A 17,348-nucleotide genomic window follows, 5' to 3' on the forward strand; every position below is an offset into this window, starting at 1 on the left:
CTTGATGTCAGGTTCAGTCTAGCCGCAGTCTCGTGCCGCGGTCACCCTTTCTCTCTGAACGGGGCGGAGAGCCCGTCAGTGCCCCCGCGCCGGCGCGCGCAAATCGATCCTGCGGAGCACGGCTGCGGTGGGGATCATCAGCAGGGCGACAATGGCAAGCGTCCAGAACACGTCGATATAGGCGAGGAGGTCGATCTGCTGCTGCAAGGTTTTGCCGACCCATGCGACCGCCTGCGACGCGGCATCGCTTGCATTGGAGCCCTGCGCTTGGAAGTAACGCGTCATGGCGTCGATGGTCTGCTGGTAGCCGAGATCGGACGGCGCGGCATGCTCGATCAGGCGGCTCTGGTGGAATTGCTGGCGCTGCGCCAGAATGGTCTGCGCCAGCGCGACACCCATGGAGCCGCCGATATTGCGGGCGACATTGATCAGCGCCGAGGCCTGGTTGGTCCTGTCCGGCGGGATGCCGTCATAGGAGGCGGTCGTCACCGGCAGGAACAGGAAGGGGAGACCGAGCGCAAGGAAGATGCGCGACAGCGCAGCGTAGCCGTAGGTGATGTCGCCGGTCAGCCCGGTGAGATGCCACATCGAGAACGCGACGATGGCGGCACCACACATGATGAGATATTTCGGCTGCACGATGCCGACGAGGCGGCCGACCACCGGCATCAGCACCAGCGTCGCGACGCCACCGGGCGACAACGCGAGACCGGCCAGCATCGCGGTGTAGTTCAGCTCGGTCTGGAGCAGCTGCGGCAGGAGCTGCGTCGTCGAGATCAGCACCGCGCCGGTGCCGAGCATGACGAGGAAGCAGGCGGCGAACAGACGCCGGCCAAGCAGGCGAAGGTCGACGATGGGCTGCTCCCGCGTCAGCTCCCAGGGAATGAGCGAGAGCAGCGAGACAGTCGCGAGCACCGCGAAGACGACGATCATGTTCGATCCGAACCAGTCATTGCGTTGGCCTTCGTCGAGCACGAATTCGAGCGAGCCGAGCCCGATCGCGACGAGGGCGAAACCGACATAGTCGACACGCAGACCCTTGCTGAGCAGCTTCTCCCTCTCCTCCTCTGCGCCCGACGGCTCTTTGACCAGCGTGCCGACCAGGAACAACGACAGCAATCCCATGGGAACGTTGATCAGGAACACCCAGTGCCAAGTATACGTATCGGTAATCCAGCCGCCGAGCGTCGGCCCGATCACTGGCGCGACCACGACGGCGACGCCGTAGATGGCAAAGGCCTGACCACGCTTATGCGGTGGGAAGGAATCGGCGAGGATCGCCTGCTCGCTGGTCGCCATGCCGCCGCCACCAAGGCCTTGCAAGATCCGGAACAGTACCAGCGATTGCAAATTCCAGGCGAAGCCGCACAGGAGCGACGCGATCGAGAACGTCGCGACGCACATCATGTAGAAGCGCTTGCGGCCGATCACGGTCGACAGCCAGCCCGAGATCGACAGCACGATGGCGTTGGCGACGAGATAGCTGGTGATGACGTAGGTGCTCTCGTCGATGCCGACCGCGAGCCCGCCGGCAATGTGGCGCAATGCGACGTTGGCGATGGTGGTGTCGAGCACCTCCATGAAGGTCGCGATCGAGACCACGAAGGCGATCAGATAGGGATTGTGCCCGCCCGCCGCCGACCGCTCCGGCGACCAACCGCCGGCGGCCGCGCCGCCTTGCGCGACGTCCGTCATCGCACCCTGGTCCAGGGCACGACCGACATGCCCGGTCCGACCGGCAGATCGGGCGGCCAGTTGTCGACCACGATCTTTACCGGCACACGCTGCACCACCTTGACGTAGTTGCCGGTGGCATTCTCCGCCGGCAGCAGGCTGAACGCGGTGCCCGAACCCGGTTGCACCGAATCGACGTGGCCGGTCAGCTTGCGGCCGGGATAGGCATCGATGCGTATCTCTACCGGCTGGCCCGGCCGCATGTCGTTGAGCTGGGTCTCTTTATAGTTGGCCACGATCCACACCTGGTCGGGCACGAACATCATCAGGCTCTGCCCGGCGGTGACGAATGTGCCCTTCGCGCCGGAGAGCTTGACGACGCGACCGGACTGCGCCGCAACGACGCTGGTATATTGCAGGTTCAGCTTGGCCTGATCGAGCTGCGCCTGCGATTGCCCGAGCTGCGCCTTGGCGCCTTCGAGCTGCGCTTGTAGCGATTTGATGCTCAGTTGCGCGGCCGTCACCGCGGTCTTGGCGCGCTCGGTGTTGGCCTGCTGCGCCTGAAGGTCGGAACGGGTCTGTTGCTGGCGCTGCACGGTTCCGGCTCCCTTTTCGGCCAGATCCTGGGCGCGCGCGAATTCTTCCTGCGAGAACTGGAGTTGCGCCTGAGCCTGTTCGAGCTGCGCCTGGGCCTGCTTGATCTGCTCCTGCTGGGAGTCGATTTGCGCCCCGACATTGGCGATGTTCGCTTTGGCCGCCGCGACCTGCGCATTGGTTTGATCGATGGCGATGCGATAGTCGCGCTCGTCGAGCTTGGCGAGAAGGTCGCCGGCATTGACGTGCTGGTTGTCTGTGACCGGGATGTCGGTCACGTAACCGCCGACCTTCGAAGCCACCGAAAAACTGCGCGAGGCGACGAAAGCGTCGTCGGTGGACTCGTAATGGCGGACCTCAAGCCAGCAGAGCAGACCGCCGACGAGCGCCGCGATCAGCACGATGGCGCCGACAGTTGCTAACAGCCAATGCTGGCGAAGCCTCGGGCGCAACGGCGGCGCCGGTTCGCCCGACTGCTCTTTGACGTCGCGGGATCGATCAGGATTCGTTCTCGGAGCTTCTTTCGTCCGCTGCGGCTGCTCCGCGGACGGCCGACGCTCCCGGGTTTGAGCATCCACGCTGACCACCTTTTGTCGGGACTACCGGCCGCAAGCCAATTGAGCCAAGCTTGCGCGCCGGCAGCCCAACCGCAGCGCCGAAGCATGGTTCCGACTTGCTGGAGCACCGCTGTCATTCGTGAATGCGGTGCTCAGAAAAAGCGCAGCACCGCCGCGCTGCGCTTCTCGATCGCTCTTACGGAAAGTGGACGTTAGTGCGTCTTGGTCTCGTGCTATTTCTCGAGGTCGGGCTTTACTTTGTCCGATCCCTGCTCTTTTTCCGGATTGCCCTTCCAAGGCTTGTCCGTCTGCCTGTGCGAACCCCAGTCGTTCTGAGTCCGGGGATCATCGGTCGGCCGTTCCTTACTCATCGCATCGTCCTTTGTTACGCGAAGGGGACGCCGTAATAGGCATTGATACCGCGTACGGCAGCGTCATCACCCCAGTTCCACTCAGCCTTCTCACCATATTTCGGAGCGCCTTCCAGATCCTTCGCGGTAATCGCGGTAACATAGCCGCCAAGCTCGGTGTCGTATTTCAGGGACTGCCAGGGCAACGGGTAATGATCATTGCCGAGGCCGAGAAATCCGCCGAAGCCAAGCACTGCGTAAGAGACCTTGCCGCTGATCTTGTCGATCATGACGCGTTCGATTGAACCGATCCGGTTTCGATCGGCCCCATAGACCGATGTTCCTTCGACCTTGTCGCTTCCGATCAGCCGGCCCATCTCGTTTTGGTCCAGTTCACCCTGATTCAGCATCGTAATTCTCCACTCAGCCATTTGTGAATCAACGGCGCGAGGTCAGCGATCGTTCCGACGCGGTTCCGCAAGAGCCAAGGAACATCGCCGAAAACAACAGGTTCTCTGAGTCTAACCAGGTCCGAACCGAGAGAGCCGCCCCTAATGTCTCAGACCGTCTCAGACTTCATCGTTCAGCGCCTGCATCAATGGGGCGTGCGTCACATCTTCGGTTACCCCGGAGACGGCATTAACGGCGTGTTCGGCGCCATGAACCGGGCTGAAGGCAAGATCGGCTTCGTGCAGGCGCGGCACGAGGAGATGGCGGCATTCATGGCGACCGCCTACGCGAAATTCTCGGGCCAGCTCGGCGTCTGTATCGCGACCTCGGGGCCCGGCGCTTCGCACCTCGTCACTGGCCTCTACGATGCACTGCTGGATCACCAGCCGGTGCTCGCCATCGTCGGCCAGCAGGCGCGCAATGCGCTGGGTGGGAGCTACCAGCAGGAACTTGACCTGGTGTCGATGTTCAAGGACGTCGCCGGCGCCTATGTCGCACAAGCCTCTTCGCCCGCGCAGGTCCGGCACTTGATCGATCGCGGCGTGCGGATCGCCCTGGCGAGACGAGTCCCGACCGCGATCATCCTGCCAAACGACATCCAGGAGGAGCCTTACGAGGACCCGCCCCGTGCGCACGGCACGTTGCATTCCGGCATCGGCTACAGCGCGCCCAGCATCACGCCGCGTGACGCTGATCTCGACCGCGCGGCGGACATCCTCAATGCCGGCAATAAGGTTGCGATGCTCGTCGGGGCCGGCGCGCTTGGCGCCACCGATGAAGTCATCGCGGTCGCCGACCGGCTATCGGCCGGCTGCGCCAAGGCGCTGCTCGGCAAGGCCGCACTCCCCGACGACCTGCCATGGGTCACCGGCTCGATCGGCCTGCTCGGCACCGAGCCCAGCTACAACATGATGATGGAATGCGACACGCTGCTGATGATAGGCTCCGCCTTTCCTTACGCCGAATTCCTGCCCAAGGAAGGTGCGGCGCGCGGCGTGCAGATCGATATCGATGCCAGCATGATGTCGATCCGCTTTCCGATGGAGGTCGGTCTCGTCGGCGATGCCGCCGACACATTGCGCGCGTTGCTGCCGCGGCTCGCGCCAAAGAGCGACGGCGCCTGGCGCAAGGCCATCGAGCAGGATGTCGCGACATGGTGGAAAACGCTGGACGACCGCGCGCATCAGCCCGCCGCGCCCGTCAATCCGCAGCTCGTTGCCTGGGAATTGTCTCCGCGCCTGCCCGACCGCGCCATCATCACCAGCGATTCCGGCTCCTGTGCCAACTGGTTTGCGCGCGACCTGAAGATGCGCCGCGGCATGACCGCCTCGCTTTCCGGCGGCCTCGCCTCGATGGGTGCTGCGGTGCCTTACGCGCTCGCCGCCAAATATGCCCATCCGGACCGACCTGTGATCGCATTGGTCGGCGACGGCGCCATGCAGATGAACAACATGGCCGAGTTGATCACGGCCGCGAAATACTGGCGGTCTTGGCGAGATCCGCACTTCATCGTCTGCGTCTTCAATAACGAAGACCTCAACCAGGTCACTTGGGAGCAGCGCATCATCAACGGCGATCCCAAGTTCGAAGCCTCGCAGCGCATTCCTGACGTCTCCTATTCACGCTTCGCTGAGCTGATCGGCCTGCGCGGCATCTTCGTCGACTGTCCCCAGCTGCTCGGCTCGGCCTGGGAGCAGGCGCTGGCGAGCGATATGCCTGTCGTCCTGGAAGTGAAAACCGATCCCGAGGTGCCGCCGCTTCCGCCGCACATCACCTTGCAGCAGGCGAAGAATTTCTCGCTCACCCTGATGAAGGGCGATCCGAACGAAAGCGGAATGATCAAGGGAGCTGCGCGGCAGGTGTTGGAATCGATTCTGCCCGGAAAGCAATGAGGTGAACCATGAGTGACTTCCGCGATATTCAGCACGGCGTCAACGACCCGGTCGACGGCGTCGACGTGAAGTGGCATTTCAACGACAACCGGACACCGCATGAGCGGGCACAGCGTCATGCCGACGTGCGCGCCGACGCCACCGCCGCGCCGGCCGAGCCGTTTCTGCCCGAGCGGCTTCGGCGCAAGCCGACCGACCCCATCAACCCGCGCACCGGGCGTAATCCCACGGACTAGTCGTTAGGAACCTCGGCCCTCGCGGCGTGTTGATCGGCGCAACACGGCGCGGCAGGTGGCCGCGCGACAATTGGAGAGACGGACCATGAAACGAACCATCGTCGCCATTGCTTGCGTGCTTCTCGCAGGTCCCGCATTGGCCCAATCGCTGGGCGAGAAGACCGGCGTCAATTCGGCACTCGGCGTCGCGCCGGCAACCGCCGACTTCGTCAAGGAGGTCGCCATCAGCGACATGTTCGAGATCGAGTCGGGCAAGCTCGCTGAGCAGAAGGGCAATGCGCAGGAGAAATCGTTCGCCCAGCAGATGGTGACCGATCACACCAAGACCAGCAGCGAACTGAAGGGACTGGTCGGCAACGGCAAGGTCCAGGCGACGCTGCCGACGGCGCTCGACAGTTCGCACCAAAGCAAGCTCGACAAGCTCAAGAGCGCGACCGGCAAGGACTTCAGTTCCGACTACAATTCCTACCAGGTCAGCGCCCATGAGGACGCCGTCTCCCTGTTCGAGCGGTATGCTAAGGGCGGCGATAATGCCGCGTTGAAGGATTGGGCCGGCAAGACGCTGCCGGCGCTCAAGCACCATCTCGACATGGCCAAGGAGCTCGGTAAGGCGCCGAGCGTCGGTCAGTCCAAGTAGGCAGCGGCCGAGGACGGCGGCTCCGCCGGCGTCCTCCTCGTCTGAGCCACGATGCCATTCTCCGCACCTTGGGTCGCAAATGCGGAGATCCTCAGGGCGCAGCAAGACAACACTTCGATATCGCGCCGGCACATTGCCACGCCGCGAGCGGAACGCTCGCGGCGGCTTCGCTGGCTTCCGCAACGGCGGAAGGACGTACGTCCACAGCAACGGCGGAAGGACGTACGTCCACAGCTGAGCACGACTTGATCAATCCCGTCAGCCGCTATCCGAAGCCGCCGTTCAAGAAGCACTCGCAGCCCTGCCCGGCCCTGCCGGCAACATGGAGCCGCGGCCGGATCATGGCGAGACCAGCTACTAAGGCTCCGGCCGGCTCGCCCGCCACACGTCGCGCCGGAGCGATCTGGATGCCGCTCCAGGTGTCCGGCGGCGCCATCATGGAGAAGCTGGAAAAGTTCGGCGGCACGACATCCCTCGGTCGTCCCGGTCAGCCGGGCGAGCTAGCCTCGATCTACGTGCAGCTTGCCGCGGCAGACGCAAGCTATGCGACAGGCGATGTCTACGGCGCCGCGAGGGGGCTCGGGACAGCCCTCGCAACGGCGCCCGCTGGAACCTTCATTGTCATACAGAATTTACAAAACAGTCATGAAGGATAGCTCGCCAGACCGATGGCCCTCGTAGAAGTAAAACCCACTCGGATCGATCAGGCGCTCGCACACGAGATTGCGGACAACACCAATTCGGGCATCGAGCAAACCGCGCAGACTTTGACGTGGGCTGCGGACGAGCACGTGATGCTTGCGCTCGCCGCGGCTGGATGGCTCTACGCGCAGCTTCGACGGCCCGAGGCGCGATCTGCTGCAAATCACGTATTGGCAGTTTCCGTGGCCACTGCAGTGCTCCCGCACCTGCTAAAGTCCGTGTTCGATCAGACAAGACCCGATCGCCTGACGCTGCGCGGCCATTTGCACGGTATCCCTATCTCCGGAAAGCCACGTGATGCGTTTCCGTCCGGCCACGCTCTGCACATGGGCGCGCTCGCCTCGGCGGCTGGGCTGCTGGCCCCCGCTCCCCGCCGGCTGGTGCGCTCCCTTGCCGTGGCGCTGTCGTTGACGCGCGTCGCGGTGCTTGCACATTGGGCCAGCGACGTGGTGGCGGGGTTCACCCTCGGAATCGTCGTCGAGCGACTGTTCAGGCCATTTACGTTCGGAAAATCGCAGCGGCAGCGGCATCAAGCCTCGCGAGTAGGGCCATGACGGAATATCTCCTGCGCTTCGTCGCGGGCGGCCTCATCGTCTCCGCCTTCGCGATCTTCGGAGACATGCTCAAGCCGAAGAGCTTTGCCGGGCTTCTCGGCGCGGCGCCGTCGGTCGCACTCGCCACGCTTGGCATCGCGGTCGTTCAGCACGGCCCGCAATATGCCGCGGCCGAGAGCTGGACGATGATCTACGGCGCTGTCGCCCTCGGCTGCTACAGCCTCGCCGTCTGCCACCTGCTGATGAGATTTCGTCTCGCGGCGCTGCCGGCCACCATCCTCGCATTTTTGGTTTGGCTCGTGGTCGCCTTCGGCCTGCTCGCGGGTTTCGGAGGCGCCGCCTGATGCTGGTCAAGCTGTCATCATCCGCGCTGAAGCAGACGCATTGGTACGAATACGTGGTGCGCTTCGTGCTGGGCGGCCTCGCGACGGTAGCGGCAGGCCTCATCGGCAGCCATTTTGGCCTCGCGATCGGCGGACTGTTTCTCGCGCTTCCCGCCATCTTCTGTGCCAGCGCGACGCTGATCGAACGCCATGAGCGCCGCGCCAAGGAAAAAGCCGGATTCAGCGGGCGAAGACGCGGGCAGCAGGCCGCAGCGTTGGACGCTGCGGGCGCCGGCCTCGGAAGTATCGGCCTCGCAGCGTTCGCAGCGGCTTTCTACGCCGTGGTGTCGGCAAGCATCACCGGGGCATTCGCGGCCGCCATCCTAGCCTGGGTAATGGTGGCCGTGTCAGCATGGTGGTTGAGGCGGAAGCTGCGCACCACCTCAAATCGCCCGCAGCCCGAGCGCGGGCACGATCAACGAGCGGCTGGAGCTTCTTGCCGTAGCATCAGGAAACGGGGTGCTCACGTCCTTAAATAACCTCTGGGGGCTCGGACGCACCGGCTTCTGTGCTTCTGTCTCTACAGAAAGCTCGCGGGACAACCTGACTTCGTCCGTCAGGAAATGCGCCAGCGCACAACTGGTCTCAATATCAAATTATTGATTTTGCTGATGTTTATAGCTTCAGGGATGATTTTTCTGACTCTTATGGAACTCCTACTTAGTTCGTCCATTGAGTAAACTACTCAACTTGCTCAATTTGCATGATCGACCATGAACGACCTTCGCGCCGAACGCCTTCAGGTCATGCTCTCGCCGGAAGAGTTGACCGCTGTTGACGATTTCCGGTTCAAACATCGCATGCCGACCCGAGCGGCAGCGGTCCGCGAACTCCTCAAGTTCGGGCTGGCCGCAGCGGATGTCGATCCGGCAGCCGGCGTGAAGTCGAGCAATTTCGGCGTATTCGGCCGCGGACCCGGCGGACATGTTCAGGGCGAGCCGGACGGCGAGACTAACCCATAGGACGGTCCACAAAACAAACGACCCCGGCACGGGGGTGCCAGGGCCGTCCTTGGAGATTGCTTCCGGCGCACCGGGGGCATGACAACCGGAAGCAATCCGTCGACTCTTCCCGCGGAGATTCGTTCCTCCCGAGAACTAGCCTGTTGCATCTCCTGAATCGTCAGGCATCGCGCCGGCGCCCGGTGTTTTGCCATTGTCGTTCAGCTTGGGATCGCGTGTCGCTTCCCGCGACGGTGAGCCTTTGGGATCGCTCTTGTGCACGGATTGCGCACGCTGCTTGTCACGCGGCTGCTCCTCCGCCCGCTTGTCCTTGACGATTCCGTGGTCGGAATGGGCCATGATCTGCTCTCGCCTCTCTTGATGTTTCGCAGCGGTTACGCGCGGGCACGTCGATTGTTCCGGGCGGGAGCCCCCGACGCTAACTGCGCGCCGAGTGGACCGCAGCCGATGCATTTTCCAGATGCACCTGCCGCACGGTCGTGACCGTCGCGAAGGCGACCGAAACGCCAAAAGCGAGAATCAGTGAAAGAAGAACCAGACGTGGAGCCATTGCGAAACCTCCTTCTGGAATCGAAAAGCAACGCGATCGACTACTCACGGATGATCCTGGATTGGTCTCTTGCATTCCGTGCGCGGTCTCACACGCGGCTTCACCAGGACGAGAGCGTCTACCTATCCAGCTTTTGAGGGATATGGACCCTCACGGGCGGGATTTCTCCATCGAGCCAATCCTGCTCCCTCGCAAGTGCAGTCCAGGCATCCGCCATGCGCGAATAGCGCTTATAAGCGGGTTGCCCTTCCGCGCGCTCGGCGAGCTGAAGACAATTGTCGGCGTTGTCCCTGAAAATGTCAGACTGTTTCATACCGAAGACGTGGGGGCGGAACTCTCGGGTCGCAATGCCCTTACCGGATCGTAACGTTCGGGGAACTTCGCACGTCATCCGTCATTGATATCGATGCGAGTTCTCGTCGCGATAGTCCTGGTGTGCGTCAGCACCGCAGCGCCTGCCGATAGCACTGGCGAGCGACAGCTTGGTGAGCCCACGCCGAGCGCAATCGACGTCATCAGCGGCCTCTACGCCTTCAGCCGCTTCCAGCAGGGTCTGCTTGAGAGCACCGACCTGAAGGGCAACACGGAGGTCAAGAACCTTGCCGCGCTACGCGCCGAAGAAGCGGCCAAGCGCGACAAGGCGCTGAAACAGATCCAAGAGACCATCGGTGCGGAGCCGCGCGTCAGCAAGACCGCCTCGGCGAGCGCGAGCCTCGTCGAACCCGAAACTTCGGACGGACCAACTTACGTCCGAAGCTTTTATGCCTCGCAGATTCCCGAATATGAAGCGGCCATCAACCTGCTCGAACGCTATCTGAAGGCGCCCGACAATCCTGCGCTTGCAGCGCTGGCGCGCGAGCAGCTCCCGACGCTGCGTGCGCAGGTCAAGGCGGCCGAGCGCACTATGGCGGACAAGTAGCCGTCTTTTATTTGTCGTTCGGATGATGTTGCTGACTCTCCGGCCGCACAGTCCGGTTGCTCTCCGGCATCCTGTCCCGGCCCGCATCGCCATTGTCATCCCTGCCGCCCGAGGTGGACGTGCCGCTCCCGCTCGGGTTGGATCGGGTCGCCGTCCCCGTGGTCGGCGTATCCGCCTGAGGCGTGGCCGAGCTGGCGGCGGGATCGCCCGTCACGGCCCCTCGGCCGCTGGGCGCCCCGCGCTGGGCGAAGGCCGATCCGGCAAGCAACATGACGACCACCACGGCCAATCCAGCTTTCATCTGCGCTCTCCCTATCTTTGCGGGCTAACCGCAGGGGTGCCGCTCCGTTCCGAAAGGCGTGGTGCGCGAGGCGCTAATCCATGGTGTCCGCCGAGGGCCGAATTCTCGGAATTTTCGTGGAACCGATCCGACTGTTCGCAGTTAATGCTATTGGGCTGAGCAAAGCAGGTTCCATTTTCGGTGCGCCGCAACCTTGGCGCTTGATTTCGAATTTGGCTGACGCTCTATTTTGACCAAACGCGTCTTGCCATAGATTCGGCCGGCGCCTGCGGGGGAATCAGTATGAGCGACCTCGATCCCGGAACTGCATCACGCTCCGGTCGTCGCGTCCCAAAGCCAAAGACCAACGGTACGTCGGATCCGGATTCCCGGGCGGAATTGCTGCTCGCTTTGCAGGCAATGCGCAGCGGCGATTTCTCCGTGCGGATGAGCGGCGATTATCTCGGCATCGACGGTAAGATCGCCGACACCTTTAACGAAATCATCGCCGCCAATCAGCGCATGGCGCAGCAGCTCGAGCTGGTCGGCCAGGTGGTCGGCCGCGAGGGCAAGACCCGCCAGCGCGTGAAATTCGGCCTCGCATCTGGCTCTTGGGCCGACATGGAAGGGTCCGTCAACACGCTGATCGATGACCTGTTGTGGCCGACCCGTGAGGTGACGCGTGCAGTCGCGGCGGTGGCGCAAGGCGATCTGCTCCAGACCGTCAAGCTCGACGTCGACGGCCGCCCCCTGCGCGGCGAGTTCTTGCAGTCGGCGACCATCGTTAACACCATGATCAAGCAGCTCGGCGTGTTCACCTCCGAGGTGACGCGCGTGGCGCGCGAGGTCGGCACCGAAGGCAAGCTCGGCGGCCAGGCTCAGGTGCCCGAGGTGACCGGCGTCTGGAAGGACCTCACCGAGAGCGTCAACTCGATGGCGAACAACCTGACCAACCAGGTTCGCAACATCGCCGAGGTGACGATCGCGGTCGCCAATGGCGACCTGTCGAAGAAGATCACCGTCGACGTCCGCGGCGAAATCCTCCAGCTCAAGGAAGCCATCAACACGATGGTGGATCAGCTCCGCTCCTTCGCCTCCGAAGTGACGCGCGTGGCGCGCGAGGTCGGCACCGACGGCAAGCTCGGCGGCCAGGCGATCGTGCCCGGCGTCGCCGGCACCTGGAAGGACCTCACCGATAGCGTCAACGCGATGTGCGGTAATCTGACCGCCCAGGTGCGCAACATCGCCAACGTGACGACTGCCGTGGCGCGCGGCGACCTGTCGCGCAAGATCACCGTGGATGTGCGCGGCGAGATCCTGGAGCTGAAAGACACCATCAACACCATGGTGGACCAGCTCAATTCGTTCGCCTCCGAAGTGACACGCGTCGCACGCGAGGTCGGTACCGAAGGCAAGCTCGGCGGCCAGGCCCAGGTGCCCGGCGTCGCCGGCACCTGGAAGGACCTCACCGACAACGTCAACTTCATGGCGTCGAACCTGACCGCACAGGTCCGCAACATCGCCGATGTCGCCACCGCGATCGCGAGCGGCGATCTGTCGAAGAAGATCACCGTCAACGTCTCGGGCGAGATCCTTCAGCTGAAGGAGACGCTCAACACGATGGTCGATCAGCTCAACGCCTTCGCCGGCGAAGTGACGCGCGTCGCCCGCGAGGTCGGCACCGAAGGGCGGCTCGGCGGTCAGGCCAACGTGCTCGGCGTCGCCGGCACCTGGAAGGACCTGACCGAGAGCGTCAACTCGATGGCCTCGAACCTGACTGCGCAGGTCCGCAACATCGCGGAGGTGACAACGGCGGTCGCCGGCGGCGACCTGTCGAAGAAGATCACCGTGGACGTGCGCGGCGAGATCCTGGAGCTGAAGGACACCATCAACACCATGGTGGACCAGCTCAACGCCTTCGCCGGTGAGGTGACGCGCGTGGCGCGCGAGGTCGGCACCGAAGGCAAGCTCGGCGGCCAGGCCGTCGTGCGCGGCGTCGGCGGCACCTGGAAAGACCTCACCGATAGCGTCAATTCGATGGCCTCGAACCTGACCGGACAGGTCCGCAACATCGCCGAAGTCGCGACCGCGGTGGCGAAGGGCGATTTGTCGAAGAAGATCACCGTGAACGTATCGGGCGAAATCCTTCAGCTGAAGGAAACGCTCAACACCATGGTGGACCAGCTCAACGCCTTCGCCGGCGAAGTGACGCGCGTCGCCCGCGAGGTCGGCACCGACGGCAAGCTCGGCGGCCAGGCCGGCGTGCCCGGCGTCGCCGGCACCTGGAAGGATCTGACCGATTCCGTGAACTCGATGGCGGGCAATTTGACCGCCCAGGTGCGCAACATCGCCGAAGTCGCGACCGCGATCGCCGGCGGCGATCTCTCGCGCAAGATCACCGTGGACGTGCGCGGCGAGATCCTACAGCTCAAGGACACCCTGAACACGATGGTCGACCAGCTCAACCGCTTCGCGGGCGAGGTGACGCGCGTGGCGCGCGAGGTCGGCACCGAAGGCCGCCTGGGTGGTCAAGCCAACGTGCCCGGCGTCGCCGGCACCTGGAAGGACCTCACCGACAGCGTGAACTCGATGGCGGGCAACCTCACGGCCCAGGTCCGCAACATCGCCGAAGTCACCACCGCCGTGGCGCGAGGCGACTTGTCGCGCAAGATCACGGTGGACGTGAAGGGCGAAATCCTCGAGCTGAAGAACACCATCAATACCATGGTGGACCAGCTCAATGGCTTTGCGGGCGAGGTCACGCGCGTGGCGCGCGAGGTCGGCACCGAAGGCAAGCTCGGCGGTCAGGCCGAAGTGCCCGGCGTCGCCGGCACCTGGAAGGACCTCACCGACAACGTCAACTTCATGGCCTCCAACCTGACGGCCCAGGTCCGCAACATCGCCGAGGTCGCGACCGCGATCGCCGGCGGCGACCTCTCGAAGAAGATCACGGTGGATGTGCGCGGCGAAATCCTTCTCTTGAAGGACACGCTGAATACCATGGTCGAGCAGCTCCGCTCCTTCGCCGCCGAAGTCACGCGCGTGGCGCGCGAGGTCGGCACCGAAGGCCGGCTCGGCGGTCAGGCCGTCGTGCCCGGCGTCGGCGGCACCTGGAAGGACCTCACCGACAACGTCAACCTGCTCGCCGCGAACCTCACCACGCAAGTCCGCAACATCGCCGAAGTCACCACGGCGGTCGCGCGCGGCGACCTCTCGCGCAAGATCACGGTCGACGTGAAGGGCGAAATCCTCGAGCTGAAGAACACCATCAACACCATGGTGGACCAGCTCAATGCCTTCGCCGGCGAAGTCACGCGCGTGGCGCGCGAGGTCGGCACCGAAGGCAAGCTCGGCGGACAGGCGCAGGTGCCCGGCGTCGCCGGCACCTGGAAGGATCTCACCGACACGGTGAACTTCATGGCGGCAAACCTGACCGAACAGGTCCGCGGCATCGTCAAGGTCGTCACAGCCGTCGCCAACGGCGATCTGAAGCAGAACCTCACCGTGAAATCGAAGGGCGAGGTCGCGGCGCTCGCCGACACCATCAACAACATGACCGAGACGCTTGCTACCTTCGCCGATCAGGTGACGTCGGTGGCGCGCGAGGTCGGCGTCGAGGGCCGCCTCGGCGGCCAGGCCAACGTGCCCGGCGCCGCCGGCACTTGGAAGGACCTGACCGGCAACGTCAACCTGCTCGCGGCCAACCTGACCTCACAGGTGCGCGCGATCGCGGAAGTCGCGACTGCCGTGACCAAAGGCGACCTGACGCGCTCGATCCAGGTCGACGCCCGCGGCGAAGTCGCTGAGCTGAAAGACAACATCAACACGATGATCACGAATCTCCGTCTGACGACGGACGTGAACACCGAGCAGGACTGGCTGAAGACCAACCTCGCGAAATTCACCAACATGCTCCAGGGCCAGCGTGACCTCACCACCGTCGGCCGGCTGCTGCTCACCGAATTGTCGCCACTGGTGAACGCCCATACCGGCGTGATCTACCAGGTCGAGAACGAGAACGATCCGCAGCTCCTGCTGCTCGCTTCTTACGCCAGCGACGGCATCTATCCCTATCAGCGCGTGCTTCAGTTCGGCGAAGGCCTGATCGGCCAGTGCGCCCTCGACAAGCGGCCGCGCGTGGTCGCCGACATTCCGCCTGACGTGGTGCCGATCAACTCGGCGCTGCTTCGTGTCGCGCCGAAGAACCTGGTGGTGCTGCCGGTGCTGTTCGAGAGCCAGGTCAAGGCCGTGATCGAACTTGCTTCGCTGACATCGTTCACGACATCGCAGATGACGTTCCTGGAGCAGCTCACCGACTCCATCGGCATCGTGCTCAACTCGATCGAGGCGACGATGCAGACCGAAGGCCTGCTCAAGCAGTCGCAGCAGCTCGCCGGCGAGCTGCAGACGCAGCAGCGCGAATTGCAGCAAACCAACGACCAGCTCGAACAGAAGGCGCAGCAGCTCGCCGAGCGCAACGTCGAGGTCGAGCGCAAGAACCAGGAGATCGAGCAGGCCCGCCGCGCGCTGGAGGAAAAGGCGACCGAGCTCGCGCTAACTTCGAAGTACAAGTCCGAATTCCTGGCCAATATGAGCCACGAGCTGCGCACGCCGCTGAACTCGATCCTGATCCTCGGACAGCAGCTCACCGACAATCCGGACGGCAACCTCTCGGCCAAGCAGGTCGAATTCGCCCGCACCATCCACGGCGCCGGCACCGACCTGCTCAATCTCATCAGCGACATTCTCGATCTGTCCAAAATCGAGTCCGGCACGGTCACGGTCGACGCCGAGGAAATCCTGACCGCGAATCTGCTCGAGACCGTGGGCCGGCCGTTCCGGCACGAGGCGGAAAACCGCAATCTGTCGTTCAAGATCGACATCGATCCGAACCTGCCCCGCAGCATCGTCACCGACTCCAAGCGCCTGCAACAGGTGCTGAAGAACCTGCTCTCCAATGCCTTCAAGTTCACCGCCGAAGGCGAGGTGCGCCTGAAGGTCGCCAGCGCGGTCGGCGGCTGGGGGACGGATCATCCGGTACTGAACTCCGCACCAGCCGTGATCGCGTTCGAGGTGTCCGATACCGGCATCGGCATTCCCCTGGAGAAGCAGAAACTGATCTTCGAAGCGTTCCAACAAGCTGACGCCGGCACCAGCCGCAAATATGGCGGCACGGGCCTCGGGCTTGCGATCAGCCGCGAGCTCGCAAGCCTACTGGGCGGCGAAATCCACCTGCGCAGTTCGCCGGGCAAGGGCTCGTCCTTCACGATTTATCTGCCGTTGAAATATTCCGGCCCGACGCTCGCACCGCGTGCTGCGCCCGCGCCACAGCAACACACCCAGCCGCCGGCGCTACAGCCGGCCGCGCCTGACCAGCAGCGCGTCATCGAGCAGCTTCCCGACGACCGCCTCAACATCGAGCCGGGCGACACCATCCTCCTGATTGTGGAGGACGATCCGCACTATGCGCGCGTGCTGGTCGATCTCGCCCGCGACAAGGGCTTCAAGGTCCTGGTTGCGGCCCGCGGTGCCGAAGCGCTGGAGCTCGCCAAACAGTACCAGCCGACGGCCGTCTCCCTCGACGTGTTCCTGCCCGACGTGCTGGGCTGGACGGTGCTGAGCCAGCTCAAGCACAATCCGCTGACCCGCCACATTCCCGTCCAGATCATCACGCTCGACGAGGACCGCCAGCACGCGCTGGCGCGGGGGGCCTTCTCCTTCGTCAACAAGCCGACGACGACGGAAGGCGTCTCCGCCGCGCTGACGCAGATCAAGGAATATGCGCGGCCGCGGCGCAAGCGACTCCTGATCGTCGAGGACAACGAGGCCGAACAACTCTCGATCCGCGAGCTGCTGCACCACGACGACATCGAGATCGTGGTTACCGACACCGGTGCCGGCGCGCTCTCGACGCTGCGCGAGCAGCCTTGCGATTGCGTGGTGCTCGACCTGCGGCTGCCGGACATGAGCGGCTTCGAGGTGCTCGACGAGATCCGCAATGACGAGGCGCTGTCGAACATTCCGGTCGTGGTGTTCACCGGCCGCGAGCTCTCGGCGGAGGAGGATGCAGAACTCCACACCATGGCGCGCAGCATCGTGGTCAAGGGCGTGGAATCGCCGGAGCGCCTGCTCGACGAGACCGCGCTGTTCCTGCACCGTGTCATCACGGAACTACCGGTCGAGAAGCAGCGCATGCTGGAGAAGCTGAACAGTTCCGACGAGGACCTGATCGGCAAGACGGCCCTGCTCGTCGACGACGATGCCCGTAACATCTTCGCGCTGTCGAGCGTGTTGGAACGGCGCGGCATGAAGGTGTTGACGGCCACGACCGGCAGCGAGGCGGTCGCGCTGGTCGAATCCAATCCGGAAATCGCCATCGTGCTGATGGACATCATGATGCCGCAGATGGATGGCTATCAGACCATGGGTGTGATCCGCGAGAACCCGGCCTTCGCGCGATTGCCGATCATCGCGCTGACCGCCAAAGCGATGAAGGGTGATCGTGAGAAATGCCTGGAGGCCGGCGCGTCCGACTATCTCGCCAAACCCGTCAACACCGATCAATTGCTGCTTGCGATCCGCATGTGGCTGCACCGCTGAGTTGGATC

At 63.7% G+C, this 17,348-nt stretch carries 16 protein-coding genes and 1 pseudogene; 10 read left to right on the forward strand and 7 right to left on the reverse strand.

Translation table 11 applies throughout. The annotated features are described in order from the left end of the window. Positions 1-75: 75 nt before the first annotated feature. The 3 genes from IVA96_RS02020 to IVA96_RS02030 form a co-directional block, all read right to left on the reverse strand. Positions 76-1,695 carry a DHA2 family efflux MFS transporter permease subunit gene (locus tag IVA96_RS02020; protein WP_247415197.1) on the reverse strand — a complete coding sequence of 540 codons (1,620 nt, stop codon included), beginning with the start codon at positions 1,693-1,695 and terminating at the stop codon, positions 76-78. After that, positions 1,692-2,846 (reverse strand): HlyD family secretion protein, encoded by a 1,155-nt coding sequence (locus IVA96_RS02025; RefSeq protein WP_247279156.1) that lies wholly within the window; start codon positions 2,844-2,846, stop codon positions 1,692-1,694. The genes IVA96_RS02020 and IVA96_RS02025 overlap by 4 nt, the downstream gene beginning before the upstream one ends. A gap of 364 nt (positions 2,847-3,210) precedes the next feature. Next, the gene (locus tag IVA96_RS02030) at positions 3,211-3,585 is read right to left on the reverse strand and encodes a PRC-barrel domain-containing protein (protein ID WP_247279330.1); all 375 of its coding nucleotides are present in this window, start codon (positions 3,583-3,585) and stop codon (positions 3,211-3,213) included. A gap of 144 nt (positions 3,586-3,729) precedes the next feature. On the opposite strand from IVA96_RS02030, the gene IVA96_RS02035 reads away from it, so the two are divergent. The 8 genes and pseudogenes from IVA96_RS02035 to IVA96_RS02070 all read left to right on the forward strand — a co-directional run bounded on the left by IVA96_RS02035 (position 3,730) and on the right by IVA96_RS02070 (position 8,991). Further along, entirely contained in the window at positions 3,730-5,517 is a 1,788-nt protein-coding gene (locus tag IVA96_RS02035) for a thiamine pyrophosphate-requiring protein (protein WP_247415199.1), read from the forward strand. A gap of 8 nt (positions 5,518-5,525) precedes the next feature. Then, positions 5,526-5,753 (forward strand): hypothetical protein, encoded by a 228-nt coding sequence (locus tag IVA96_RS02040; protein WP_130212842.1) that lies wholly within the window; start codon positions 5,526-5,528, stop codon positions 5,751-5,753. An 85-nt stretch (positions 5,754-5,838) separates the two neighbouring features. After that, the gene (locus IVA96_RS02045; protein WP_247279153.1) at positions 5,839-6,390 is read left to right on the forward strand and encodes a DUF4142 domain-containing protein; all 552 of its coding nucleotides are present in this window, start codon (positions 5,839-5,841) and stop codon (positions 6,388-6,390) included. Between the two features lie 401 nt (positions 6,391-6,791). After that, positions 6,792-6,962 (forward strand): annotated as a pseudogene (locus IVA96_RS02050) (NAD(P)-dependent oxidoreductase); the annotation flags it as partial. Between the two features lie 96 nt (positions 6,963-7,058). Continuing rightward, the gene (locus tag IVA96_RS02055) at positions 7,059-7,646 is read left to right on the forward strand and encodes a phosphatase PAP2 family protein (RefSeq protein ID WP_247279152.1); all 588 of its coding nucleotides are present in this window, start codon (positions 7,059-7,061) and stop codon (positions 7,644-7,646) included. Further along, positions 7,643-7,990, forward strand: a complete 348-nt coding sequence (locus IVA96_RS02060) for a DUF3147 family protein (protein ID WP_247279151.1) — start codon at positions 7,643-7,645, stop codon at positions 7,988-7,990. Before IVA96_RS02055 ends, IVA96_RS02060 begins: the two co-directional genes overlap by 4 nt. After that, entirely contained in the window at positions 7,990-8,508 is a 519-nt protein-coding gene (locus IVA96_RS02065; protein ID WP_247279150.1) for a DUF3147 family protein, read from the forward strand. Before IVA96_RS02060 ends, IVA96_RS02065 begins: the two co-directional genes overlap by 1 nt. A 234-nt stretch (positions 8,509-8,742) precedes the next feature. Next, positions 8,743-8,991, forward strand: a complete 249-nt coding sequence (locus IVA96_RS02070; protein WP_247279149.1) for a hypothetical protein — start codon at positions 8,743-8,745, stop codon at positions 8,989-8,991. A 135-nt stretch (positions 8,992-9,126) separates the two neighbouring features. Here IVA96_RS02070 and IVA96_RS02075 read toward each other — a convergent pair whose 3' ends face one another. The 3 genes from IVA96_RS02075 to IVA96_RS02080 form a co-directional block, all read right to left on the reverse strand. Further along, on the reverse strand, positions 9,127-9,330 hold the full coding sequence (locus IVA96_RS02075) for a hypothetical protein (protein WP_247279148.1): 204 nt from the start codon (positions 9,328-9,330) through the stop codon (positions 9,127-9,129). Positions 9,331-9,409: 79 nt separating this feature from the next. Further along, a complete protein-coding gene (locus IVA96_RS35535) occupies positions 9,410-9,541 on the reverse strand; it encodes a hypothetical protein (protein ID WP_256464595.1) in 132 nt (43 codons plus the stop codon). A gap of 118 nt (positions 9,542-9,659) precedes the next feature. Beyond that, positions 9,660-9,854 (reverse strand): hypothetical protein, encoded by a 195-nt coding sequence (locus IVA96_RS02080; RefSeq protein ID WP_247279147.1) that lies wholly within the window; start codon positions 9,852-9,854, stop codon positions 9,660-9,662. A gap of 93 nt (positions 9,855-9,947) precedes the next feature. Here IVA96_RS02080 and IVA96_RS02085 point away from each other — a divergent pair, with 93 nt between their 5' ends. After that, positions 9,948-10,460 (forward strand): DUF4142 domain-containing protein, encoded by a 513-nt coding sequence (locus IVA96_RS02085; RefSeq protein ID WP_247279146.1) that lies wholly within the window; start codon positions 9,948-9,950, stop codon positions 10,458-10,460. 7 nt (positions 10,461-10,467) lie between these two features. Here IVA96_RS02085 and IVA96_RS02090 read toward each other — a convergent pair whose 3' ends face one another. After that, complete coding sequence (locus IVA96_RS02090) at positions 10,468-10,761, reverse strand: hypothetical protein (protein ID WP_247415202.1); 294 nt, start codon at positions 10,759-10,761, stop codon at positions 10,468-10,470. Between the two features lie 282 nt (positions 10,762-11,043). On the opposite strand from IVA96_RS02090, the gene IVA96_RS02095 reads away from it, so the two are divergent. Then, positions 11,044-17,340, forward strand: a complete 6,297-nt coding sequence (locus tag IVA96_RS02095; protein WP_247279144.1) for a HAMP domain-containing protein — start codon at positions 11,044-11,046, stop codon at positions 17,338-17,340. The last annotated feature ends 8 nt before the right edge of the window (positions 17,341-17,348 follow it).

It is taken from the genome of Bradyrhizobium sp. 159, from assembly GCF_023073795.1.
Classification (GTDB): domain Bacteria; phylum Pseudomonadota; class Alphaproteobacteria; order Rhizobiales; family Xanthobacteraceae; genus Bradyrhizobium.